This window comes from Gemmatimonas groenlandica (assembly GCF_013004105.1).
GTDB classification, from domain to species: Bacteria; Gemmatimonadota; Gemmatimonadetes; order Gemmatimonadales; family Gemmatimonadaceae; genus Gemmatimonas; species Gemmatimonas groenlandica.
The window spans coordinates 4,943,739-4,966,812 of sequence record NZ_CP053085.1 but is presented as its reverse complement, the minus strand read 5'-3'; the positions used below and the strand labels follow the sequence as shown (position 1 = coordinate 4,966,812).

The following is a 23,074-nucleotide window of genomic DNA, read 5'->3' as shown; positions in this document are numbered from 1 at the left end:
CACGATGCTATCAGTCATTGCCCGGCGCGTGCTCTTTCAATTCACGGTGGAGCCACGCCTGTGCGAGTGCCCAGTCGCGCTTCACCGTGGCTTCTGAGATGTTCAACGCGAGCGCGGTCTCCGGAATGGACAAGCCAGCGAAATACCGGCATTCAATGACACGACACGGTCGCGGAAACGTGCGCTGGAGTTGTTGCAGTGCCAACTCGAGTGCCCAGAGTCGGTCGAGCGAGATCTCATCCTGCGTCTCGATTGCCGGCACCGCGCTCACCGCTTCCAGATGCTGCATATCTTGGCTGCGCCCCCGTTTCTGCGCACGCGCGCGACGCGCGTAGTTGCTGAGAATCTGTCGGGATGCGCGCGCCGCCACCGCGTAGAAGTGAGCGCGATCCTGTACGTCGAGCACAGCGGCGCCGTTCATGCGCAGGTACACCTCATGAACGAGCGCCGTGGTGTTCAGTGTCTCGTCTCCATCCCAGCGTCGACGTTGACGTCGGGCCACATCCCGCAATTCATCGTAGATGCGCGCGAAGAGGCGCTCCCCGGCGGGAGCATCGCCCCCTGCCCACCGCCGGAGCAGCGCTGTCACCGGCTCATCTGTGTCCTGCGTGTCCATCCGCGGAAGCTCCCTGAAGGGCTGATCCGTATGGTCGCGCATCGTACTCGCGCGGCGCAAGGGAACGCCTCTCAAGCCAGTAATCGGCTTCCAACCACGGGGTGCGGCGAACAGCGTGAACGACGAGGTGCGGGCGTGCATCGGACGTCTATGGAGGGCTGGCACTCAACCGCGCACGCGCCTCCGCCGGACAACAAGCGCCATGGTCATCAACCCTGAGGCGAGCAAGACGACCGTGCTGGGCTCCGGTACGGTGCTCGATACAAAATCGATCTGATACACCGCTTGGTTGGCCGTGAGCTGACTGTCGAACGCATAGTTCGCCGCGGTCTGCTCCCCGTTGAACCCCGCCAGTTCAGCGAAGTTGAACGAGACCACGCCGTTTTGCGGCGTGCGCACCGCATTCACGCCGTTGACGAGAAACGCGGCGCCGGCAATGCTGAACGCCTCCGATCCTGCGTCCCAGATCTGACTTGACGTCTGAGTAATGCGATTGATCAGCAGGTTGCCCATCGCGTCGAACAGGCGGAACGCCTGCGGGTTGTCATTGCCGACGAAGAAGTCGTTGCTTGGCACGACCATCGACGCAAACGAGAAGAACGGATTCAGCGCGGAATTGACCAGAAAGCTCTGGCTGCGCGATTGCCCTGGCAGGAGCGCCATGCCGATCGTGCCGCGCACGGCGGTGGGGTCGGCGAGGGCAAAGTCGCTCTGCCACACATCTCCTGCGCCGCCTTCGGCGACGGAGATGATCCCGGCTCCGGGTGTCTGACCGTCGTTGAAGGCATCGAACACTCCGCGGTGAAAGCCGAGATGCGTTGGTGCGAAGCTGATGCTGTTGGTCGGCGCGAGGTTGCGCACGGTCACGGTGACCTGTTGCTGTTGCGCGCTCGCCGGCGCGGCCAAGGCGAGGGACAGTGCCAGGGAACCAGCGAGGAAAGTTCGGATGCGAATCATGGGGCCTTGGTCCTGAGCTGAGGAGTTCGGGATCCGGAACGACGGTTACGTCCCGTATCAGACATGACCCCAAATCCGCAGAAATCAGCTCATCGTCCCTGGTCGTGCGCCTTAGACCATCGGATGCGCGTCACCGTTACGACATCCCCAGCGCCCTCCTCCCGCGTAATTCCTTCGGCCCTCGAGGAGCGTCCTGCCGTACTGGGGCCCGGACTCGACGCGCTCACTATCCGGGATACCGTAGCCGCTAACCCGTTGTCTTCTTGAGGGTTAAAGAGCCTGTCCGGAGTTCTACCAGAAAACGGGTTTGCCGACAGATCTCCCAGGACGTGTGTCCTTGGAACGTGAAGTTTACCACGGCGTTGCGCGAGCCGGCATTCGCCGCGCGTGACGGGTTGGCATCGCCCAATGCACGAGCGCTCGCGCGCGATTTCCTCACGATGTCACAAAGCGAGTTCAGTGCACGCTTCAAGGGCAGTGCGATGAAGCGCGCGAAGCGGCGCGGGCTCGCGCGCAACGCGGCCGTGGTACTCGGCAACGTCGGCACAAGGGAAGACGTGCCGGTGCTCGAGGCTGCATTGCAGCACGATGAGTTGCTCGTGCGTGACCACGCGACGTTAGCGCTCCGCCAGATCATGGCGAGGTCCATCGCCTAACAACGACACTGCGTCACGTGCTACCTCGGAGCCTGCTCAGCGCGCCGTCGGCGCGGCCTGCGCTCGCTGCAGCTCCGCGAGCCAGTTGGTGATGACGGCGAGCTTCGCGTCGAGATTGACGCGCGACAGCCCAACGAATCGCTTCCCGTCAGGGAGCGAGCATATGCTGGGCGATTGCTTGCTCTCGGCGTGAGGATCGGCGACCGCGTCGCGGTGCGTCTCCGGGTCACACCCATGCTGGCCCCGGGTAATAGCGTTGCTTCCATCACCGTTCAGGCTGACGTGGAAACGCGTTGGACGCCATACGAGTGAGGCACGGAGTCACGGCGTCCGACGCGATGGAACCGGATGGGCACGCGGCTCACACGGCAATCGTTTCGGAAGGCGTCAGGGGTCGCTTCGGATCGGCGCGTGCGCCAAGCAGTTCCCCGAACGGCGCCAGAGAATCGATGTGATCGCAGCAGATCTTGAACACGGACATCAGTGGCACGCCAATGAATGCGCCGGGAAGTCCCCAGATCCAGAACCAGAAGGCGAGGCCCACGAAGAGTGCGACAGAGTTGAGCGCCAGTCGTTTCCCCAAGACCATCGTGGACACGACATTGCCCTGAACGAAATTCGCGATCAGGTATACACCGGGCACCATCAGGATGTGCGGCAAGTCGGTGAATGAGGCGAGCGACGCCAGCGAGAGCAAACCCACCATGATGATCGCGCCGACGAACGGAATGAATTCCATCGCGACCACGATGAGTGACCAGAGCAACGCGTTCGGGAGTCCGATCGCCCAGAGCGCGACGCCGACGATCGCTCCCTCGACGATGTTGAGACCGAGATTCGCGATGAGATAGGTGGACACGGACGATTCGATGTCGCGCGCGATGCGGACCGCTTTCTTCTTGTCGGTCAACAACGGTAAAAGGCTGATGGTTTTCTCGAGGAAGAGATCACCGCCCGCGAGCAGAAAGAACAGCAGCATGAGGATCTGCAGCAACGCTCCGAGGAATCGCTGGGTCGTGCCCGCCAGGCGCGTCGCCATGGACGGACCAACCACGACGACTTGCGCTGGTTGCTTGCCGGGCGCTGGCGCGCCAGCCACCGCTGCCACCTTCTCCGCGTTCGCCGACACGCGGGCCAGCGGTCGCAGCAACTTCCCGATCTGCGCCTGTGCTCTGGCGATGCCCTGCGGCGCTTCGTCGAGAAAGCGTTGCGCAGTGCCGCCGAGCTGATAGGCACCGAACCCGATCGAACCCACGAGCGTCAACACGACGATCGCCGCACCAGCAGGCGTTGGAATGCGCGCCTTGCCCAACAGACGCACGAGCGGGCTCAGGAGAAAATCCAGCAGCAACGCGAACGCGATGGGCACGAGAAACGCCCGGGCGAAGTACAGGCTGTACAGCACGGCGAGTACCGCCACCACGATGAGCGCCGTCGTGGCGTTCGCGAGTTGCCTGCCCCGGTGTGCGCTCATTCGTTTCCTGTAGGAGTCGTGGTACTCGTGGCAGGAATATAGATCGGAAGACGCTCGGTCGAGTCGGATCACGGGCTTCAGATCAGCGCTCGATCTTCACTCCCGTTGCGGCTCGGCCGCCGCGCGGTACAGCCGGATTAGGTCGTCGTACCAGGTGCCGAGGTCGTGCATTGTGCACGGCCACCTGAGGTGCTCTTTCGAGTCGACACGGGCTCACTCCACCCCGCGATTGAAATTGCTATCCCGATGAGTTCGCCCCACTTTCAAGATGCGCATGGTGACGAGTCAGGGACCGCCTTCGTCGCTGCAAGACGCCTTACTGCAAAATCTCCACCGGTCAAGCCGTACGGTCGGGTCCGAATATTTTTTACCGAGAAAGCTCATTCATGAATTCCGCAGTACCTGCCTCGTCTGCCGTGCCGCTGACCACTGATTTGCTCTTCGAGAGCAGCCCGGACTGCGCGAAGGTACTCGATCTTCAGGGCAATCTCGTGTCGATGAACCGGAACGGCCAGTGCTTGATGGAGGTCGATGACCTGAGCCAGATGTGTGGACTGGCATGGACGACCTTGTGGCCAGGGGAGTCGCGCCAACAGATCGAATCGGCGCTGGAGCAGGCGCGCCAAGGCGATCTGGGACAGTTCACTGCCTTCTGCCCAACATCGAAAGGCGTGCCGAAATTCTGGGACGTTTGTGTGTCGCCAATCCATGGGACCGATAGGCAACTACAGGGCTTCCTGGCTGTGTCGCGCGACGTGACTGAGTTGCAAGAGCTACTGCGCGCCCGAGAGCAGGCCGTAATCCTCGCCGACGCGCAGAAGCTCGCCATGGAGCAAGCGGTGTCCGGAGCATCGCTGGAGCAGGTGCTCGGCACCGTGGTGCGGGCTGCCGAGGCGCACTCTCAGGAAGCCATGTTGGTCTCGGTTCTGCTGGCGCACGATGGTCATCTGCGGCATGGCGCGGCTCCATCGCTTCCACAGGCATATTCCGCAGCCATTGACGGGATGGCGACCGGCCCGAACGCCGGCTCGTGCGGAACTGCGGCACACTTCAACCAAGAAGTCATCGTCTCTGACATCGCCACGGACCCCTTGTGGCAGGATTACAAGGAACTGGCTCTCTCGCACGGGTTGCGCTCATAGTGGTCGCAGCCCATCCGCTCGCCGGGTGGTGCCGTGCTCGGCACGCTGGCCTGCTACCGCCGCGAGGTCCATGTCCCCACATCGGCGGAGAAGAACGCGATGGCGCTGCTGGTCAATACCGCAGCGTTGATCTTGGACTATCGACGCGAGATCCACGCACGCCAGGCCACTCAGGAAGCGCTCCTGCGCAACGAACAGCGGTTCAGGTCCTTTGTGACCGCCACGTCCCAGATTACCTGGACCACAGACGCGCAGGGGAATGTCATCGAGGACTCTCCGTCGTGGCGAGCGTTTACAGGGCAGACTTATAAAGAATGGATCCAGACCGGATGGCTCCAGGCACTTCACCCTGACGATAGGCAAGCCACGTTTGCGACCTGGCAAGCCAGCGTGGCGACTCGCAGCGGGTTCGAGGCCGAGTATCGGGTTCTGCACGCCGACGGCGACTATCGTTGGACCGCGGTACGGGGGGTGCCCGTGCTGGCGCAGGATGGATCGGTCCGCGAGTGGGTGGGGACCAACACGGACATCACGGAGCGCAAGCGTGCAGAGGGCGACCTACGCAGGCTGGCAGCGCGACTGAGCGAAGAAGATCATCGCAAGACGGAGTTCCTGGCGACGCTGGCGCATGAGTTGCGCAACCCACTTGCACCTATTCAAAACGGACTGGAACTGCTGCGACTGGCCGGGAATAATCCGGAGATTGCAACCAAAGTGCGGGACATGATGCAGCGGCAGCTCAGCCACTTGGTGCACCTGGTCGACGATCTGCTTGACGTTGCTCGGATCAACAGCGGCAAAGTGGAGCTGCGCAAGGAGCAGGTGGAGCTCAGAACAATCGTGACTAACGCCGTCGAGTCGACACTGGCAGTCATGGAAGCCGCACATCACGAGCTGGACCTGAGCATGGCTGACGAGTCACTGGTGGTCGACGCCGACCCGGTGCGACTGGTGCAGGTGCTCGGGAACCTGCTGACAAACGCCGCGAAGTACACGCCGGAGCACGGGCGAATCAAGTTGTCGGTGGACCGCGAGGGACAGCATGCCGTCATCGCCGTGAGAGACAACGGCATCGGCATCCCGCCGCAGGCTTTGCCAAGCGTGTTCGACATGTTTACCCAGGTCGCCGCCGGCGCTGGCCGCGCGCAGGGTGGGCTGGGCATCGGCTTGTCGCTGGTTCGCCGCCTTGTCGAGATGCACGGCGGCACCGTAACGGCTGCAAGCCCGGGAGAAGGCGAGGGCAGCACCTTCACAGTGCGCCTGCCAGTCGTGCAGCAGCAACAAGTTGACGCCCCTCTAAGCCAGGATCAGGTGGCGCCGATCGGCAAGACCGGTTCAGTGCTCAAGGTGCTAGTGGCCGATGACAACGTCGACGCAGCGGAGAGCCTGGCGACTCTGTTGGAACTCGGTGGCCATAAGACAACCGTCGCTCATGACGGCCACGATGCCCTGCGCCTGGTGTTACAGCGTCAACCAGACGTGGCGTTCCTCGACATCGGCATGCCTGAGCTGAACGGCTATGAAGTGGCCCGGATGGTCCGGCAGACGTCAGGGACGAATCAGACTGTTTTGGTAGCGCTGACCGGGTGGGGAGCGCATCACGACCAAGACCAGGCACGCGAGGCAGGGTTCGACTACCACCTGACCAAGCCAGCCGGCATCGAAGCGATTCATGCGCTACTGGAAGCCGTACACTCCGCACGCGCCGCAACCTCTTAACACGCCGCAGCTGAAAAGCGCATTGCTCTGCTGGCGATTTTATGGACACCTTGTCAAGGTGGCATGCCAGAGGCGTGACATGGGAACGAGACGTCAATGCAGCAGGGAGTTCAAGCTTGAGGGAGTGAAGCTGCTTACGGAGCGAGGCGTTCCTGCGGTGCAGGCGGAACCTGTCAACAGATATGAGACGCTGGGTGGTGGAGTTTACTGAGCCGCGACGACGACGGCGTTCTCCTCAGCGAAGGGGTTGAGCGAGACCGCGGCCGGCGGCGCGCGTGGGGTGGGCGCGCCGCGCACGAAGCGGGCGGGATGCTGCGTGCGCGCAAGGGCCGTTCTCGCGGGCGAAGCGGTCGTCGTAGACCGTCTGCAAGAATGCAGATGATCGGCCACCAACCGAAAGAGTGGCGACGCCTGGGGCCGTCGGGGTTTGTAGACGCCACGCACCGCCGTCGACGCGTCGGGCATCCGCGCTCCGGGACCGAGGAGCGCCGAGCATACACCCACCGACCGTGCCGCCTGTCACCGTTGCGTTGCGCGACGGGCTGTTTCGACGCAAGGTCTGCGTGGCTATTGCGTGGTGACGGCGCAGCTGGTCACGCTGGACTGATCGCGCGACGGAGCGGCGCTACAACATCGGCGACAACAGTCGTGCCGCGCCCTCGTACAGTCGTGCCGGAATCGACAGCCGCGTGATGTCCTTGACCGTCACTTCGCGCGCCTTCCGCAGGTCAGCTTCGTACATCGCCACCAGCTGCTCCACCGGCTCACGCCCGTAGCAGATCGCAATCGCCTCGAAGTTCAGGCGCAGGCTGCGGTTGTCGAGATTCGCACTGCCCACGATCGCCGCGTCGTCGTCCACCACCAGCGTCTTGGCGTGCAGCTGCCGTGGCCCATACAGGAAGATGCGCACGCCGGCCGCCAGCAGTTCGGGGAAGTAGCTGCGCGCGGCCGCATCGGCCAGGCGCTGATCGCTGCGCGTCGGGATCAACACGCGCATGTCCACCCCGCGCAGTGCGGCCGACGAGAGCGCCGACTGCATCGCCTCGTCCGGCACGAAGTACGGCGTCGAGATCCACATGCGCTGACGCGCCGAGGTGATCGCGGTGAAGTAGACGGCGTGGATCGACTGCGGATGGGCGTCGGGTCCCGAGGCGCAGATCTGCACCTGGTGCGTGCCGGCGCCGGTCAGTTCGGGAAGGTACTCGACGCCGTCCACCACCTCCTCGGTGGCATACTGCCAGTCCTCGAGGAAGGCCAGCGCCAGCGGCGCCACCGCATCGCCGGTGATGCGCGCATGCGTGTCGCGCCAGCACTCGTCGACACCGATCACCGATTCGTCGTGGCAGTCATCGACGTTCATGCCGCCGGTGAATCCGGTGGTGCCGTCGCAGACGACGATCTTGCGATGGGTGCGGAAGTTCACGAAGCCCGGACGCATGCGCGGCCCGAACCGCGCCACCTGCACGCCGGCGTCGCGCATCGGCTGCAGGAAGGCCCGCATCCGCTTCGATCCAAGGCCGTCCAGCAGCAGGCGCACCTGCACCCCGGCCTGCGCACGCTCGATCAGCGCATCGCGAAAGCGTCGTGCGACCTCGCCTTCCGTGAAGATGTAGTACTCGAGGTGCACATGATGCTGCGCGGCGGCGATCGCCTCGACGATCGCGGTGTACGTCTCGCAGCCACTGTCGTAGATATCGAGCGTGAGGGCGGGTAGTGGTGGTGCCTGTTCCACTCCCGCCGCGACGGCGGCGAGCCGCGATCCGGCGGAGCCCAGCGCCTCCACCGCCGAGGCGCGATTGGGCCGCGAGCCGCCGCGGCGCTGCCGTTTCGCGGCCCGTGCGACGACGCGCCGACGACGCTTCCGCTCGAGGCTTCGAGGGCCAAGGAAGTAGTAGACCAGCACACCAAGGATCGGCAGCGCCGCCAGTGTGACGATCCACGCCACCGTCGCCAGCGGTGGCCGGCGCTCGGTGAGGATGTACCCGGAGATGGCGATGACCCACGCCACCTCGAGGAACACGAACCAGTCAGGGAGCGTGAAGAATGAGGTCATGCGCCAAATTCGCGCACTGCAACCTCCGGAGCCAGCGTGCGTGCAAATTCATCCGGGTGCCGTTGAAACCAGCTGGAGAGCAGCAGCAGCTCGTCGATCTCGTGGATCGGAATCGATCGCGACGGGCGCTCGGGGGCCTCGAACACGCGACGCGCCCATTCCGTGAACTCCTCCTGTTCGCGTCGCGACGTCGGCACTTTGAGGTCGGCGCGCACCGTGCAGCGCTTCACGAGATAGACACGCGTCTCGTTGTCGTAGCCCGTGATCGGATAGGCGAAGGTCAGCGTCTCCACCGCGAAGCGCAGGCGCTCGAACTGCGCCCGCAGCAGCTTGAGGCGATGCAGCTTGTTGCGCACCTGCGCCGCGCGCTCGAACGCCATCGCGTCGCTGTGCGCCACCATGCGGTGCTGCAACGCCGTCATCGGTCCGTTGCTGGTGCCGTCGAGGAAGGCTCGCGCCATCGACAGCTGTGCCGCGTACGCCTGCTCCGTGACGGCGGGCACGCACGGCCCGAGGCAGCGACCGATCTCGTGACGGATGCAGCCCGGGGTGCGCGGCGTGGCGAGCACGGGGAGCTCGGCCTGATCCTGGAAGTGCATGCGCGGGATACGAATTTCAACCAGGTGCGGATGCCAGTTGGCACCGGAGCCGTGCGTCTGCAGGCACGCGACGATACCAACGGCGAGGTCGCGCTCGCCGGTCAGCGTACGAATGGCAGCCGTGACGGTGCGGGCGGCGACGCGGGCGATCTCGCCGAGCAGGCGACGGCGGTAGAGACAGTACGCTGTCCGTGGAGGAGTGGCGGGTGTTCTCCAAGGGGTCGGCGATCAAACGAACCAAGCGGCGTGGCTTTTTGCGCAACGTCGCCGTGGCCCTGGGCAATGCGGGCGACCCGGCGTCCGTACCGGCGCTCACGAGCGCATTGTCAGATGAGGAGCCGCTCGTCAGGGGCCACGCTGCCTGGGCGCCGGGGAGGATCGCAACCTCGGCCTCACTTGATGCGCCGCGCGCCCGGGCATCCGTGGAGCCGGTCCCGGCCGTGCTCGACGAGATCGCCGCCGCCGTCTCGGGCGCGACGGGGTCGTCGCCGCCTAACCGGAAGTGATGGACTAGCGTGGGCGCGGTGCGCAGGACGACCACCGCGGTCTTGCGGTTTGCGCGCCGCATGCCGGGCACGCGCTCGACGACGATCCAGACGTCGTGAACCCAGTAAGCAAGAAGTGTTGCGCGCTTCTCGACGGAGCAGGTCTCCCAAGCTGCCGCAATATTCCTCGTCTCGTGAAAGACGCTTTCGAGATAGGCGGCGAAATCGAGCGGCGAACGAGATCGGCAGGTGTGGAGGCGGCTGCATACGAACTCCACGGCCGCTTCCACGAGACGGTGCACGCTGATTGCGTGGACCTGCTGGGCTGCCAACCATCGGCAGCCTCGCCCGCCTCGCTGCCGCTCAGTGCGAGGCGTACGGAGGCGCCTCCTCGTCCGTCTGTCCGCGACGCGGAGCGTCGCCCGAGTCGAACACCGGCACGATATGCGGATGTTGCAGCCGCGCGCTCGTGCGGATCTCGAGCAGGAAACGGTCCGCGGCGAGTTCGGCACTCACCTCTGGTCGTATCACCTTGACCGCAACCTCGCGGTCGTGCCGCAGGTCGTGCGCGAGATACACGGTGGCCATGCCCCCCGCGCCCAGCTCGCGCTCGATGCGATACCGGCCCACGAGCGCGGTGGTAAGACGCGAGAGCGTGTCACTCACGAGGCGATGCGTGCGGGCAGGATGATCAGAGCGGCACCCATGCGGGGCAATATGGCACACCTATGCGCGACCTGCCTCGGTTGAGACAAGGCCACCCCGGCGCGTCGAGAGTGCCCCGTGCGCACTCGCGCGGTACCGCCATTGACCGAGGGCAATCGTATCATGAGCAGCTCATCCATTCCGCGCTGCCACACGACCTTTGCCACGCGTTGACAGTGTATATACCGCGTAGTACTTTTCCTCTGGTATTCGAGTGGGACCCGGGCAAAGCCGCTTCGAACGTGACCAAACACGGGATCGACTTCCGTGAGATCGTGCAGGTCTGGCGCGATCCGTACGCGTTGGTCCTCGCGGTCGAACACGAGTCGGAAGCGCGGTATCTGCTGCTTGGTGCGCTGGACGACCGCATCGTGACCGTCGTGTTCACCGTCAGGATGCAGGCCATTCGATTGATCTCTGCCCGTTACGCCAGCCGCGAGGAGCGCCGACGCTATGCCCAAACGCCACGGGATGAGTAAGTCCAAGATCGTACGCGTGCGGGCAGAGCTGGCCACGCCGCGGCCGCGCAAGACCGCGCGCAATCCCGTACCCGATGACGCCGAGATCGAGCGTCGGGCAGCGAACGATCCGGACAACCCACCACTCACGGCCGCGCAGCTTGCGTCGATGCACCTATTGCGCGACGCACCACCAAAAGTGCTACTGAGTCTGCGCGTCGACGCCAACGTACTGGCCGCCTATCGCCGCAGCGGGAAAGGATGGCAAACGCGGATGAATGAGGTGCTGGCGGCCGCGGTTTCCACGAGTGAGCCGAGTGTCTCCACGGTCGTTGACGACATCGAAGCGTCTGCACGACGCACGCTGGCCCTCGCGCAGCAATTACGGCAGCGCGGCGTGGAGACCTGACGATTCGCCCTTGCGGTGCAATTTCAACGACTCTGACCCCTTGAACTCAACCCCTTGTCTTTTGGAGAGTTAGAGAGCCTGTCCGGAGTTCTACCAGTAAACGGTTTTGCCGACACATCTCCCAGGAGGTCTGCCCTTGGAACGTGACGTTCGCGCAGCCGCGCACCGAACCCGCCTTCGCGCCGCGCGCCGGACTGGAGTCGCGTGACGCACGCATGGTCGCGCGTGAGTTGCTCCCGATGTCGCAAGCCGAGTTCAGTGCGCGCTTCAAGGGCAGCGCGATGAAACGCGCGAAGCGGCGCGGGCTCGCGCGCAACGCGGCGGTGGTGCTGGGCAACGTCGGCACGAGCGACGACGTGCCGCTGCTCGAAGCAGCGCTCGCGCACGACGAGTCGCTCGTGCGCGAGCATGCGGCGTGGGCGCTCGCACGGATCAAGCGACGTCCGGCGGATCTGGCTGCTCGCTGGACATGAAGGGATCGGCCGAGAGCGTGTGGGTCGCACTGGAGATGGAAGCGACTTCGCGCCGCGCCATCGGCTGACGATCAGGCCATCTTGTTCCCGCCATATCGCACTCGTAGGTTTGCCCTTGGCTCGCCTCCTTCGGCATTCACCCCTTCTCGGAGGTCAGGTGCGCGCTGCGCTGCCGCTGGTCGCCGCGTTGATCCTCGCGAGCGCGTGTTCACCGACGGCTGACACGAGCCGTCACCCACCCTTTGGGGACACCGCCCTCGTCATCCGGGGCGTCACGGTCGTCGACGTGGAGCGTGGTGCGCTGCTCCGCGACCGCACGGTGGTAGTACGCGGCAGGCGGATCGTGTCCGTGGACTCCGGCGCACCCACGCTTCCCGTTGGCGCGACCGTTGTCGATGGCACCGGGAAGTACGTGATCCCCGGCCTCTGGGACATGCACGTCCACGCCGCGCGTGGGGGACGCGCGCCCCGCTTCTGGCCGCTCTTCTTGGCGCACGGCGTCACTGGTGTGCGCGAGACGGGCAGCTACCTCGACAGCCTACTGCACTGGCGCCGGGTCGCGCGTGAGAACCCGCGCGCGTCGCCCCGCGTGATCTGGTCGAGCCCGATGCTCGATGGAGACCCGCCCCTCTACGCACATGCGCTCGTGATCGCTACTCCATCACAGGCGCGCGCGGTGGTTGCGAGAATGGACTCGCTCGACTTCGACTATCTCAAGGTCTACAGCGGCTTGTCGCGGGAGAGCTTCCTCGCGCTCGCGGACGAGGCACAGCGTCGCGGCGTGCGTATCGCCGGCGAGGTCCCCGACCGTGTCCCGCCCGCGGAGGCGGCGAAGGCGGGCATGCGTAGCTTCGAGCACCTGTGGAACCTGTTCGAGTGGTGCGTACCCGGCGCCGGCGAGTTGCGGGACTCGCTCGCCGCGCTGGACCGCCGCGACGCGACCGACGCGCCGAGCGGCGCCCGCTGCGCGAGCGGCAGTGGTCGCGCTGGCTCGCCGGGTACGACGCCGCCTGTGCCGACACGCTGGCACTGCAGCTCCGGCGTGCCGGCACGTGGCAGACCCCCACGCTCGTCATTAACCGTAGTTACTCGTTCCCCGACTCCACCTGGGGGAGCGACGCGGAGCGGGCATCGGTGGCCGCCGGCGTGCTGGCCGGTTGGGACACCACCCGCGCCGAACTGCTGGCCGAGTACGGCGTGCAGGGTCGGGCGGCGTGGCGCGCACGCTGGATGTACGAGCGGCAAATGCTGCAGCGCATGGTGGCCGCCGGCGTGGGTGTGCTCGCTGGCAGCGATGCGAGCGACGAGCCGTTCGTCTACGCCGGCAGCAGCCTACACGAGGAGCTGGTGCTGCTCGTGCAGGCTGGCCTCACGCCGCTGCAGGCGCTGCAAGCGGCCACAGTGAACCCCGCGCGCTTCCTGAGCGCCACCGACTCCTTGGGCACGGTCGCGGTCGGGAGGCTGGCGGACCTCGTGCTGCTCGACGCCAACCCACTGGTCGACATTCGTCATACGACGCGCATTCGCGGCGTGGTGCGGGACGGTCATTGGCTGGATCGCACGGCGCTCGACGGGCTCCTGATACAGGCACGGCGCGCGCCCAACCCGGCTCCCTGAGCGCGCGCGCTCGACCCGGTCTCAACGAGTTGAGCGGCCACGGTGGCAGGAGCCCTCTTTACCTTCCTGGGCGACGCTCCGGGCGCTCGTGCGGAGCGGGATCGAAAAACGGTTATACCGACAGACCTCCCAGGAGGTGTGTCCGTGGAACGTGACGTTCGCGCAGCCGCGCACCGAACCCGCCTTCGCGCCGCGCACCGGACTGGAGTCGCGTGACGCACGCATGCTCGTGCGCGAGCATGCAACGTGGGCACTCGCGCGAATCATGAGCACGACGTCGGACTGAGTATCAGTGCTGTGCACCGTACGAATCAGCGAATCATTCCCCCGCACGCGCACGTTGGCCCACTGCTCGATGCTCGCCATCATCGTGTTGGCACGCGGATCACGGCGCAGCGCGTCGTATCGCTCGGCATGATTATACATCTGCAACCAGGCGTCAGGCTGCTTCACGGCGCGCTCGATCATCGTCAGCGCGCCCGCATGATCGCCCAGCATTTCCAGGGCTGCGGCGAGCGCGCCCATGGCGGGGAGCTCGCCACCGTTCACCACGCGCAGGTGCTCCATCGACCGTCGCGCATCGCCCGCGCGTCCGGCGCGCGCGAAGACAAACGCGAGAATTCCTTCCGTCTGATTCGGCAGCTTCTTCGGCAGCTGGTCCAAGTTGTGCTGCAGCGCGGCAATCGCTTCGTCGTGACGGCCGAGATAGCTCAGCATTTCGCCGCGCGCGTCCCACGCCAACGCGTAGGTGGAGTGCATCGACAGCATGGCGCGCGTGGCAGCATCGGCAGTGCCTCGTCGCGCGCCAGGAACACGCGCGACATGCCGCCACCACCGATCTCGCGTTCGAGGGTGTAGCCGTCACCGAGCGTGGCTAGGAGTTGCGCGCGGAGGTCGGTCACGCCGTCGCACTCACGCGAGCACGCAGTCCGTCTGTGGAAAGTCGTCGCCCACGCACAGCAGCGGCGCGCCGGCCACCACCGCGATCGCGTACGACAGACAATCGCCGAAGTTGAGCGCCGCGGGATGTCGGCCCTTGCCGTAGCGCAGCCACGCGTCCATCGCCACGCCGAAGTGCGCTTCTGTCACGTCAACGACGGTGATGCCGCTTTCCTGCAGCACACGCGCCAAGAGCCCGCGCGCGTCATCGTGCAAGCGGGCGGACAATACGATGCCGGTTTCGAGGAGCGTGGCCGCACCGATCGCCAGAAAGGACGCATCGCGCATGCGCTGCAACAGTCGCTCGGCGGCCTGTTCCTGCAGCACGATGGCTACCAGCGCTGAGCTGTCGAGGATCACGCGCCGTCGGGTCCGTAGCCGAGGATCTGCTCCTCTTCTGCTTTGCTGAGCCGTGTGCCGCGCACGTCGGCCGGAATGGAGGGCCAGATTTCGCGTTCCAGCAGTCGACGGAGGCGGTCGGCAGGATGGAGTTGTGCGCTGCTCCGTGCGAGACGATCTCGACGCTCTTCGAGGGCGCGCCGGATGGCTTCGGTCTTTGTCTCACCGGTGAGCGCCGCCACCTCGTCGAGGAGCCGCTCCACGCGTTTGTTCTTGATATTGACCGCCACGGAGCCTCTTCTTGGTGGATATGAAGAAAAACTACACCGTTAAAGATTAAATGGCAAATCGGCCCGGCAGGCCATCTGCCTGCCCGCCTTCGAGCAGCGCGGGAGGGTGTCGGGTGCATTCGCCACAGCTGCGCCCCATCTCCTCGGCCAGCACCAGGGTGGATCGGCCCGCTCCCCGCGGGTCAGAGGTTCCGCTGGCTCGCATGGAGCGTGCGAGAGCCCGTGGACAGCGGAATCTCAAAATGGGTATACCGACAGACCTCCCAGGAGGTGTGTCCGTGGAACCATACATTCGCTAAGCCGCTGTCCGAGTCGGCATTTGACGCGAGGCGCTTTCTCGACGGCGTCGATGCGGTGCAATTAGCGCGCAGGCTACTCGCGCTCTGCCCGGACGAATACACATCGGCATTCAAAGGCTCCCCGATGAAGCGGGCCAAGCGCCGCGGACTCGCACGGAACGCCGCGGTAGTCTTGGGCAACGTGGGCTCCGCCGCCGACGTGCCACTGCTAGTTGCTTCGCTCAAACACGAGGAGCCGCTCGTCCGATGCGTGTCGCGTGGGCGCTCGGAGCGATCGGTACAGCCGAGGCCCTGCTCGCATTGAGCACACGCTTGCCCGTCGAGGACGCCGAGCCAGTGCGTTCGGAAATCATGGACGCGCTGGGACGCAAAGTGTGCTGACCTACTTGAAGCTCAACGTACTTTGGAAGGCCGGCTGTCGTAGATAGGTCGACAAGTACGGTCTGAACAGCGATGCGCCCGCGCGTCTACTACCGCCTGACGCGCCCACAGCTGCGCGCGACATGCTGCCTGCCTGACGGGCGCGACAGCCAAGTAATCGCCTGCCCAGTGGAAGCGTGCATCGACCTGCAGCACCGTTGGCAGCGTGCCCGGCGTGCCGTGCTCCTCCGACACCTAGCTTTCGTCGCCCTCACGCGTTTCGTGGATCGGCAACAACGGCTGCGGGGCTCAAGTGCCCGGCTGGTGCAACCGATACGTTCCAATGGATGCGACGCGGCACCCATTGCTCGCCATCGTTGACGGTGAGCAGCCGACCGTCATACTCCACGAGCGAGTTGCTGCCGATGGCTGACCGTGATGGTACCACGCCTGCGCTGGTAAACACCTCCCGCGACGATGCGACCCTTCGCATTCTGGGCGAAGCCGTGGCCTCGGCGTACGATGCCGTCATGATCACGGACGCGCGGCTCGACTTGCCGGGCCCACGCATCGTCTTTGTGAACGCCGCGTTTGAACGCATGACGGGATGGAGCGCCGCTGAGCTCACGACGCTCACACCGCGCATTCTGCAGGGTCCCGAGACAGACCGCACCACACTCCAGCGTCTCCGCGCGAATCTGAGCGCCGGCGAGCCGTTTCAAGGCTCCACCGTGAACTATCGGCGCGATGGCTCCCCGTTCATCATGGAGTGGAGCATCAATGCCGTCACCGACGACGACGGCGCGCCCCGATACTTCGTCGCGGTGCAGCGTGACATCACGGCGTTTCGCCGTCGCTTGGCCGAGGCAGAGGAAGGCGCGCGGACGGATGCGCTCACCGGGCTCGCCAATCGCCGCGCCTACGATGCCCGATTGTCTGCCATGCTCGCGCAGCCCGATCTGGTGTTGGGGTTGCTGGCGATGGATATCGACCGCTTCAAGAGCGTCAACGACACGTACGGACACGGCGCGGGTGACGCCGTCCTCGTCGAGGTGAGCCGACGCATGGCCTCTATTGCCGCATCGACGCCAGGCGCCCTCCTCGCTCGGACGGGTGGCGAAGAATTTTCAATGCTGATGCCAGTCACGAGCGCAGATTCCGCCGCCGCCATCGGCGAACGCATCCGCGCGACCGTCGCCGCCCAGCCCATCGTGATCGATACAGGTGAGCTGGACATCACGATCTCCGTGGGCGCCGCGACCGCGGATCCATCGATGCTCGCCGCCGACCGACTCAGTCACGCCGCTGACCGCGCGCTGTATCGCGCCAAGGAAGGTGGCCGGGATCGCGTCGAGCTCGCCGGCGTCGGCGACGCGTAGGTCGACGGCCTCTCCGCCGTCGCGAGCCACCCCATGCCTGCCACACACAACCTACCGGTGCGGCACGGATATCGCTGTGCAGAGCACGTTGTACGATGTTCCTTGGTCCTGCGTTCGCCACGACAACCCGTCGTGTCCGTCTGACGGCGGCCCGCCGCTTTACCCAACGGACAACTGATGGCAGACGCGCCCACCGCCGTGCCCGCGACGCCGAACGCCGTGGGAAGCGCCTTCGAAGGCATGGGCTCGCACATCGCGATCCTCAACGCCATTCCGGCACACGTGGCTGTGCTCGATCACATGGGGATGATCCTCGTCGTGAACGAAGCGTGGCGGCGATTCGGTACCGCGAATTCGCTGCAGTCGGAGGACTTCCTGACCGGCCACGACTATCTCGCCGTGTGCGAGGGCGCCACAGGCGAAAACGCCGACGATGCCGCGGAGGTCGCTGTCGGGATCCGCGCCGTCCTCGACGGACGGCTGTCCGAGTTCGATATTGAGTATCCTTGCCACTCACCCACCGAGGAGCGCTGGTTCCGACTCCTGGTGGCGCCGCTACAACTCGGGGAGCACCAAGGCGCGGTCGCGATGCACGTCGATGTCACCATTCGCAGGCGCGCGGAGGTAGAGGCGCACCGCTTGGCGAGCATCGTGGAATCGTCGGAAGACGCCATCATTGGCAAGACGCTGGACGGTCGCGTCACCAGCTGGAATCGCGGTGCAGAGCGCATGTTTGGCTACACCGCCGCAGAAATGATCGGCACGTCCATCACGCGACTCTTTCCCGTGACGCGTCTGGCGGAAGAGGCGGACATTCTCGACCGCCTTCGTCACGGCGACAGCACGGAGCACTTCGAGACGTCCAGGGTGCGTAAGGATGGCCGACCGATTGAGGCGTCGTTGACGGTGTCGCCGATGCGCGACAGTACCGGCGCGGTCGTCGGTGCCTCAACCGTGGCTCGCGACATCTCGGATCGAAAACGACTGGAGCGACAGTTGTTGCAGGCCCAGCGACTCGAAGGCATCGGCACGCTGGCTGGCGGCATCGCCCATGATGTAAACAACGCGCTGTCGCCGATCATGCTGGCGGTGGATCTGCTGCGCATGAGTCCCCAGGATGCGTCGAGTCGCGAGTTACTGGATGCCATCGACAGCAACGCACAGCACAGCGCAGACTTGGTGCGCCAGATCCTTACGTTCGCCCGCGGCGTCGAGGGAGACCGCATCGACGTGAACGTCAATCGCCTCGTCAGTGACGTCGAGCGGACGGCGCTTGGCACATTCCCAAAGGAGATCGAGGTGCGCACGTCGGTGGCCGACAATGTCTGGCGTGTCGGCGGCGACCCCACGCAGTTGCAGCAGGTTCTCGTCAACCTGTGTTTCAACGCGCGCGATGCGATGCCGACCGGCGGCACGCTCATCATCTCGGCCGACAACGTCACGCTCGACACGAATGACGCGGGCCGCTACCTCGGCGCGAAGGTGGGACCGTACGTGCGGCTGCATGTTGAGGACAATGGCACCGGAATTCTTCCTGACGACTTGGAGCGCATCTTCGACCTGTTCTTTACGACCAAGACGGTGGGAAAAGGCACCGGCCTTGGCCTCTCTACGTCACTGGCCATCGTCAAGAGTCATGGGGGGTTCGTCCGCGTCGATAGCGAGCCGGGCCACGGCACGAAGTTCGATGTGTATCTGCCAGCGCGTACGAGCGTCGTGCACGTGGCCCAAGACCGTGCCGTTGAACGGCCGCATGGGCATGGAGAGCTCGTGCTCGTGGTGGAGGACGAGCCCTCGATCCGGCAGATCACGCAGAAGACGCTGGAGGCATTTGGCTACCGCGTCATCGTCGCGACGGATGGGGCGCAGGCATTAGCGATCTATGAGCAGCATCCCGACGAGATCGCCCTGGTGCTGATCGATATGATGATGCCGGTCATGGATGGGCCGACCGCCATCCTTGCGCTTCGCACCCTGAACCCGACATTGCGCATCATTGCGGCGAGCGGCTTGGTGCGTAGCGGGCATGACGCGACCGCCAGTCTTGGCGTCCGCTACTTCCTCGCGAAGCCGTATTCGGTAGACGCACTCCTCGCCATGCTCCGGGCCTGTCTCGACGACGTGCTCTAACTGGCGTATGCCGCGTCGGGCAAGTGCCGTGCAAGGCATTGATACGTGAACGTCCACCAGCCCATGCTGGTGCGGGCACCGGTCGCGCTCAGGGCGTTACTCGCATCGGACTCGCGGTCTAAACTCACCGTAGAGTCGCGTTACACCGTCGGTACCCGTCGTGACTTTAGCTTCGCCGCGTTCGTGTCGATGAAACGGTGAGAGGCTTCGCGTGCGTGGCGGAGACCCTGTCAGTGACCATTATCGACGACGACGCCGAGCAAATTCAATGCAATCCTGGTTCAACGATCTCAAAATTGGCAGCAAGCTGCAGATGACGGTCGCCGTCGTCCTTGCCTCAACCGCACTGCTCGGCGCCTATTCGCTGCAGCAACTCGCCACGGTTCGCCGCCAGGGGGATGTCATTGCACGCGAATGGCTACCCGGCGTGGAACGCATCGCGGCCGTGCGATCGTCGGTCGCGACGTATCGCGCACTGCAGTACGCGAACATCGATGCGGCCAGCGACAGTAGTCGCCTGCAACTCGAGTACGAGATGGCCGCCGAGCGTTCGGCGATTGCAGAGGCCACGGCGGAGTATGGCCGTGCGATGACGCTCGCCGCGGACAGCACGCGCTTCGCGACCTACTCGGCGCGGCTGGTATCGTTTTTTGATGAGTGGCCCACCGTGCAGTCGCTCGCCAAGAGCGGTCAGGCGGCGCCGGCGCACGAGCTCATGCGGGGCCGCATGCGACAGCGCTACGACGAGCTGCACGACGCTATCGATACGCTCGTCACGTTTAATCGCGAGGCCAGTCAGCGCGCCGCCAGCGTGAGTGCCCGCGCCTACAGCACCGCCAAACTCGGCATCACCTCCGGCGTTCTCGTGTGCGCGCTGTTTGGCCTCTGGTTCTCGTGGTTCGTAGGACGCACCCTGTCGCGGTCCACCGCGCGCATTATCAAGCAGGCCAGCTCGCTGCAGGAAAACTGCTTGGCCGGACTACGAAACGCACTCGAGGCATTGGCGCGCGGCGAGACCGCGTCCGAAGTAAAGCCGGTCACGACACCGATCAACATCACGAGTCTCGACGAAATCGGTGACATTGCCCGCACCGTCGATCGGATGATTGCCGCCACGCAGGCGATGATTGTGTCGTTCGAACGCACGCAGCAGTCTATCAACGCGGTCATCGGTGACGCGCGTCAACTCACCGACACGGCACGTCAGGGTCGTCTGAGCGAGCGCGCTACAGCGGACACGCACGCCGGCGCCTACCGCGAACTGGTGACTGGAATGAACCACATGCTCGACGCGGTCACGTTGCCGCTGACGGAAGCGAACACGGTGCTTGCCAAAGTCGCCGAGCGCGATCTATCGACACGCATGACGGGCGCGTATCAGGGCGACTACAACACGCTCAAGGCCGCGATCAATACGGCGGTGGCAAACGTCTCAGCCTCGCTGGCGGAGGTGCGCATCGCGGCGGAGCAGGTCGCGAGCGCCGGCACACAGATCTCCAGCGCCAGTCAGTCGCTGGCCGAAGGCGCAAGCGAACAAGCGGCCGGGCTCGAGGAGATTGCGTCAAGCACGACCGAGTTCTCCGCGATGTCCCAGCAGACGGCGACCAGCACGAAGCATGCGCTGACGCTGACTGAGCGCGTGCGCGAGCAGGTGGACGAAGGACAGACGCGCATGAACCAGCTTACGTCCGCCGTACAGGACATCCAGCAGGGAAGCCGAGAGACGGCCAAGATTGTCAAGACGATCGAGGAGATCGCCTTCCAGACCAATTTGCTGGCGCTCAACGCCGCGGTCGAAGCGGCGCGCGCCGGTGATGCGGGCCGTGGGTTCGCGGTCGTGGCCGACGAGGTGCGTGCCCTGGCCATTCGCTCCGCTGACGCGGCCAAGCTGACGGCCGATCTCATCGAGCGCGGTGTGAGCAACGCCGAGCGCGGCGTCACGTTGAACGTCGAGATGCTGGGCAGCCTGCAGCAGATTCACGCGCAAATGGCCGAAGTGATTAGCGTCGTCTCGGAAATCTCGGCGGCGAGCGCGCAACAGGCGCTCGGCGTGCAGCAAATCAACGTGTCGGTGGATCAGCTCAATACGACGACACAACATGTGGCCTCGAATGCCGAGCAATCGGCCAGCACGGCCGAGGAGCTGTCGAGTCAGGCGCAAATGCTGCGAGCGACCGTCGCCTCGTTTGTGCTCGAGGACGGCGACCACACACCAAAGCGCGGCCATCGGCATCCGTCTGCTCCACGACTCCGGGCGCGCGAGCTCACGACTGCGTAGCAGATCGAACCGTACCATTTGACGGGCCGCGCGCGGCTCCGCCTGCTGCGCGACGCGACTCGCGGCTGTGGGGAGGAGACGCGAGGTGTGCAGGACATCTTGATCGCGGTCGTCGATGGCCGACGTCCGCTTGGCCGATGAAGCCGAGGCGGCGGTGCTGGAAGAAATCGTGCCGGCGCTTCGCGCGTAGCGATCGCAGGCCGCAGTGTCGCCTCAGGCGATGATGTCGTGGACCACCTTGCCGGCAACGTCGGTCAGCCGGAAGTCGCGACCGCTGTAGCTGTAGGTCAGCTTCTCGTGGTTGATGCCGAGCAGGTGCAGGATGGTCGCGTGCATGTCGTGGATGTGCACGGGGTTCTCGGCGACCTTGAAGCCGAAGTCGTCGGTGCGGCCGTAGGTCATGCCTCCCTTCACACCGCCGCCCGCCAGCCAGATGCTGAACCCGTACGGATTGTGGTCGCGCCCGTTCGTGACTCGGCCGCCGGCGCCACCACCGCCGGTCTCGAGCACCGGCGTGCGTCCGAACTCGGTGCCGCAGACCACCAACGTGTCGTCCAGCAGGCCCCGGGACTTGAGGTCCTTCACCACGGCGGCGAATGCCCGGTCCGAGTGCCTCGCGTTGATGCGGTGCTTGGTGATGTCGTCGTGGTGGTCCCAAGGGTCGCCCTTGGCGTAGTAGACCTGCACCATGCGCACACCCTGCGCGACGAGCCGCACCGCCATGAGACAGCCTCGCGCGGTGCTTCCCGGGCCGTAGAGCTTCTGCGTGGCCTCGCTCTCCTTGCGGATGTCGAAGACGTCGGGCGCTTCCGTCTGCATGCGGTAGGCGGTCTCCATCGCCTTGATGGCGCCCTCGAGCTCCTCGTCGTGCGGCCCGACGCGCGCCATGCGCATACGGTTCAGCTTCTCGACCAAGTCCACCTCACGTCGCTGGTCGTCGAGCGACGTCGAGTCGGAGTGGATGTTGGGGATCAACTCGTAGGGGTCGAAATCGTCCGCGAGCCGCGGCGCCTTGTCGGCGATGAACGTGCCCTGGTGCATCGCGGGCAGGAAGCCGTTGCTCCAAAGCGGCGGCCCGACCACCGTCGGCTGGTCGGGACAGAGGACCACGAACCCCGGGAGATTTTTGTTTTCGGTGCCGAGCCCGTACGTGAGCCACGCTCCCATCGACGGCCGGCCGGGCTGGATGTGCCCGGTGTTCATCATCAGCAGTGATGGCTCGTGGTTCGGGATCTCCGTGTGCATCGACCGGATGACGCAGATGTCGTCCGCGATCGACCCCACCTCGGGGAACAGCTCGCTGACCTCGAGACCGGACTTCCCGTAGCGCGAGAATTTGAACGGCGACTTCATGAGCGAGCCGGTCTTCCGCTCGGTCTTGATGGCGTTCGGAATCGGCTTCCCGTCGTATTTGGTTAACTCGGGCTTGGGGTCGAAGGTGTCGACCTGCGACACGCCCCCGTTCATGAACAGGAAGATCACGTGCTTGGCGCGCGGCGCGAAGTCGGGCTTGATCACCCGCTCACCCATCGACGAGAGCACGGAGCTCGACGCCTCCGCGATCGAGGCGCCCACCATCTGCGCGAACGCCATCATACCAAATCCGGCGCCCATCGTCCTGAGCGCCTCGCGTCGTGTGCGTGGCTGGGAATTGACCCCGCAGCCATCGTCATGCCCGCCCTGCCCGTGCCCTGTTG

The 23,074-nt window shown here is 65.1% G+C and carries 22 protein-coding genes; 11 read left to right on the top strand and 11 right to left on the bottom strand.

The genetic code is table 11. The features are described 5' to 3' along the window. Window positions 1-10: 10 nt before the first annotated feature. Entirely contained in the window at window positions 11-616 is a 606-nt protein-coding gene (locus HKW67_RS21400) for an ECF-type sigma factor (protein ID WP_171227334.1), read from the bottom strand. A gap of 165 nt (window positions 617-781) precedes the next feature. Then, the gene (locus HKW67_RS21395; RefSeq protein WP_171227333.1) at window positions 782-1,573 is read right to left on the bottom strand and encodes a spondin domain-containing protein; all 792 of its coding nucleotides are present in this window, start codon (window positions 1,571-1,573) and stop codon (window positions 782-784) included. Between the two features lie 344 nt (window positions 1,574-1,917). Between HKW67_RS21395 and HKW67_RS21390 the strand changes: the two genes are divergently transcribed. Beyond that, window positions 1,918-2,229: a hypothetical protein gene (locus HKW67_RS21390; RefSeq protein ID WP_171227332.1), complete on the top strand. Its 312-nt coding sequence runs from the start codon at window positions 1,918-1,920 to the stop codon at window positions 2,227-2,229. Between the two features lie 361 nt (window positions 2,230-2,590). Here the strand turns inward: HKW67_RS21390 and HKW67_RS21385 are convergent, their stop codons facing one another. Beyond that, a complete protein-coding gene (locus tag HKW67_RS21385; RefSeq protein ID WP_171227331.1) occupies window positions 2,591-3,703 on the bottom strand; it encodes an AI-2E family transporter in 1,113 nt (370 codons plus the stop codon). A 416-nt stretch (window positions 3,704-4,119) separates the two neighbouring features. Between HKW67_RS21385 and HKW67_RS21380 the strand changes: the two genes are divergently transcribed. Beyond that, entirely contained in the window at window positions 4,120-4,845 is a 726-nt protein-coding gene (locus tag HKW67_RS21380; protein WP_171227330.1) for a PAS domain-containing protein, read from the top strand. 33 nt (window positions 4,846-4,878) lie between these two features. Further along, entirely contained in the window at window positions 4,879-6,564 is a 1,686-nt protein-coding gene (locus HKW67_RS21375) for a hybrid sensor histidine kinase/response regulator (RefSeq protein ID WP_171227329.1), read from the top strand. 625 nt (window positions 6,565-7,189) lie between these two features. Here HKW67_RS21375 and cls read toward each other — a convergent pair. Then, window positions 7,190-8,617, bottom strand: a complete 1,428-nt coding sequence (cls, locus tag HKW67_RS21370; protein WP_171227328.1) for a cardiolipin synthase — start codon at window positions 8,615-8,617, stop codon at window positions 7,190-7,192. Then, complete coding sequence (locus HKW67_RS21365) at window positions 8,614-9,216, bottom strand: hypothetical protein (RefSeq protein WP_171227327.1); 603 nt, start codon at window positions 9,214-9,216, stop codon at window positions 8,614-8,616. Before HKW67_RS21365 ends, cls begins: the two co-directional genes overlap by 4 nt. A gap of 206 nt (window positions 9,217-9,422) precedes the next feature. Between HKW67_RS21365 and HKW67_RS21360 the strand changes: the two genes are divergently transcribed. After that, window positions 9,423-9,722 (top strand): HEAT repeat domain-containing protein, encoded by a 300-nt coding sequence (locus HKW67_RS21360; protein ID WP_206044528.1) that lies wholly within the window; start codon window positions 9,423-9,425, stop codon window positions 9,720-9,722. A gap of 342 nt (window positions 9,723-10,064) precedes the next feature. Here the strand turns inward: HKW67_RS21360 and HKW67_RS21355 are convergent, their stop codons facing one another. Beyond that, window positions 10,065-10,367 (bottom strand): protein kinase domain-containing protein, encoded by a 303-nt coding sequence (locus tag HKW67_RS21355; protein WP_171227326.1) that lies wholly within the window; start codon window positions 10,365-10,367, stop codon window positions 10,065-10,067. 62 nt (window positions 10,368-10,429) lie between these two features. Between HKW67_RS21355 and HKW67_RS22570 the strand changes: the two genes are divergently transcribed. The 3 genes from HKW67_RS22570 (at window position 10,430) to HKW67_RS21340 (ending at window position 11,746) form a co-directional block, all read left to right on the top strand. Continuing rightward, window positions 10,430-10,885: a BrnT family toxin gene (locus HKW67_RS22570; protein WP_171227325.1), complete on the top strand. Its 456-nt coding sequence runs from the start codon at window positions 10,430-10,432 to the stop codon at window positions 10,883-10,885. Next, window positions 10,878-11,273 (top strand): BrnA antitoxin family protein, encoded by a 396-nt coding sequence (locus HKW67_RS21345; RefSeq protein ID WP_171227324.1) that lies wholly within the window; start codon window positions 10,878-10,880, stop codon window positions 11,271-11,273. Before HKW67_RS22570 ends, HKW67_RS21345 begins: the two co-directional genes overlap by 8 nt. Window positions 11,274-11,416: 143 nt before the next feature. Then, window positions 11,417-11,746: a HEAT repeat domain-containing protein gene (locus HKW67_RS21340; RefSeq protein WP_171227323.1), complete on the top strand. Its 330-nt coding sequence runs from the start codon at window positions 11,417-11,419 to the stop codon at window positions 11,744-11,746. 208 nt (window positions 11,747-11,954) lie between these two features. Here HKW67_RS21340 and HKW67_RS21335 read toward each other — a convergent pair whose 3' ends face one another. Continuing rightward, window positions 11,955-12,242 carry a hypothetical protein gene (locus HKW67_RS21335; RefSeq protein ID WP_171227322.1) on the bottom strand — a complete coding sequence of 96 codons (288 nt, stop codon included), beginning with the start codon at window positions 12,240-12,242 and terminating at the stop codon, window positions 11,955-11,957. A 365-nt stretch (window positions 12,243-12,607) separates the two neighbouring features. Here HKW67_RS21335 and HKW67_RS21330 point away from each other — a divergent pair, with 365 nt between their 5' ends. Continuing rightward, on the top strand, window positions 12,608-13,363 hold the full coding sequence (locus HKW67_RS21330; RefSeq protein ID WP_171227321.1) for an amidohydrolase family protein: 756 nt from the start codon (window positions 12,608-12,610) through the stop codon (window positions 13,361-13,363). A gap of 21 nt (window positions 13,364-13,384) precedes the next feature. On the opposite strand, the gene HKW67_RS21325 is transcribed toward HKW67_RS21330, so the two are convergent. The 3 genes from HKW67_RS21325 to HKW67_RS21315 all read right to left on the bottom strand — a co-directional run bounded on the left by HKW67_RS21325 (window position 13,385) and on the right by HKW67_RS21315 (window position 14,931). Next, window positions 13,385-14,131, bottom strand: coding sequence for a tetratricopeptide repeat protein (locus HKW67_RS21325; protein WP_171227320.1), 747 nt, complete (start codon window positions 14,129-14,131; stop codon window positions 13,385-13,387). Window positions 14,132-14,275: 144 nt separating this feature from the next. Next, window positions 14,276-14,662, bottom strand: coding sequence for a type II toxin-antitoxin system VapC family toxin (locus HKW67_RS21320; protein ID WP_171227319.1), 387 nt, complete (start codon window positions 14,660-14,662; stop codon window positions 14,276-14,278). After that, complete coding sequence (locus HKW67_RS21315) at window positions 14,659-14,931, bottom strand: type II toxin-antitoxin system VapB family antitoxin (protein ID WP_171227318.1); 273 nt, start codon at window positions 14,929-14,931, stop codon at window positions 14,659-14,661. Before HKW67_RS21315 ends, HKW67_RS21320 begins: the two co-directional genes overlap by 4 nt. A gap of 1,084 nt (window positions 14,932-16,015) precedes the next feature. On the opposite strand from HKW67_RS21315, the gene HKW67_RS21310 reads away from it, so the two are divergent. From HKW67_RS21310 to HKW67_RS21300, 3 genes are all read left to right on the top strand, one after another. Next, window positions 16,016-16,969 carry a GGDEF domain-containing protein gene (locus tag HKW67_RS21310; RefSeq protein WP_171227317.1) on the top strand — a complete coding sequence of 318 codons (954 nt, stop codon included), beginning with the start codon at window positions 16,016-16,018 and terminating at the stop codon, window positions 16,967-16,969. Between the two features lie 177 nt (window positions 16,970-17,146). Further along, the gene (locus HKW67_RS21305; protein WP_171227316.1) at window positions 17,147-19,099 is read left to right on the top strand and encodes a hybrid sensor histidine kinase/response regulator; all 1,953 of its coding nucleotides are present in this window, start codon (window positions 17,147-17,149) and stop codon (window positions 19,097-19,099) included. Between the two features lie 268 nt (window positions 19,100-19,367). Next, window positions 19,368-21,377 (top strand): HAMP domain-containing methyl-accepting chemotaxis protein, encoded by a 2,010-nt coding sequence (locus HKW67_RS21300; protein WP_171227315.1) that lies wholly within the window; start codon window positions 19,368-19,370, stop codon window positions 21,375-21,377. A gap of 213 nt (window positions 21,378-21,590) precedes the next feature. Here HKW67_RS21300 and HKW67_RS21295 read toward each other — a convergent pair whose 3' ends face one another. After that, entirely contained in the window at window positions 21,591-22,973 is a 1,383-nt protein-coding gene (locus HKW67_RS21295) for a DUF1501 domain-containing protein (RefSeq protein WP_206044526.1), read from the bottom strand. Between the last annotated feature and the right edge of the window lie 101 nt (window positions 22,974-23,074).

Bases quoted from the DNA above. Each gene is read 5' to 3' on its own strand.
- HKW67_RS21400 (WP_171227334.1), bottom strand. From the start codon at position 616: ATGGACACGCAGGACACAGATGAGCCGGTGACAGCGCTGCTCCGGCGG.
- HKW67_RS21395 (WP_171227333.1), bottom strand. From the start codon at position 1,573: ATGATTCGCATCCGAACTTTCCTCGCTGGTTCCCTGGCACTGTCCCTC.
- HKW67_RS21385 (WP_171227331.1), bottom strand. From the start codon at position 3,703: ATGAGCGCACACCGGGGCAGGCAACTCGCGAACGCCACGACGGCGCTC.
- cls (WP_171227328.1), bottom strand. From the start codon at position 8,617: ATGACCTCATTCTTCACGCTCCCTGACTGGTTCGTGTTCCTCGAGGTG.
- HKW67_RS21365 (WP_171227327.1), bottom strand. From the start codon at position 9,216: ATGCACTTCCAGGATCAGGCCGAGCTCCCCGTGCTCGCCACGCCGCGC.
- HKW67_RS22570 (WP_171227325.1), top strand. From the start codon at position 10,430: ATGCGCGACCTGCCTCGGTTGAGACAAGGCCACCCCGGCGCGTCGAGA.
- HKW67_RS21345 (WP_171227324.1), top strand. From the start codon at position 10,878: ATGAGTAAGTCCAAGATCGTACGCGTGCGGGCAGAGCTGGCCACGCCG.
- HKW67_RS21325 (WP_171227320.1), bottom strand. From the start codon at position 14,131: ATGCTGTCGATGCACTCCACCTACGCGTTGGCGTGGGACGCGCGCGGC.
- HKW67_RS21310 (WP_171227317.1), top strand. From the start codon at position 16,016: ATGGCTGACCGTGATGGTACCACGCCTGCGCTGGTAAACACCTCCCGC.
- HKW67_RS21305 (WP_171227316.1), top strand. From the start codon at position 17,147: ATGGCAGACGCGCCCACCGCCGTGCCCGCGACGCCGAACGCCGTGGGA.
- HKW67_RS21300 (WP_171227315.1), top strand. From the start codon at position 19,368: ATGCAATCCTGGTTCAACGATCTCAAAATTGGCAGCAAGCTGCAGATG.
- HKW67_RS21295 (WP_206044526.1), bottom strand. From the start codon at position 22,973: ATGATGGCGTTCGCGCAGATGGTGGGCGCCTCGATCGCGGAGGCGTCG.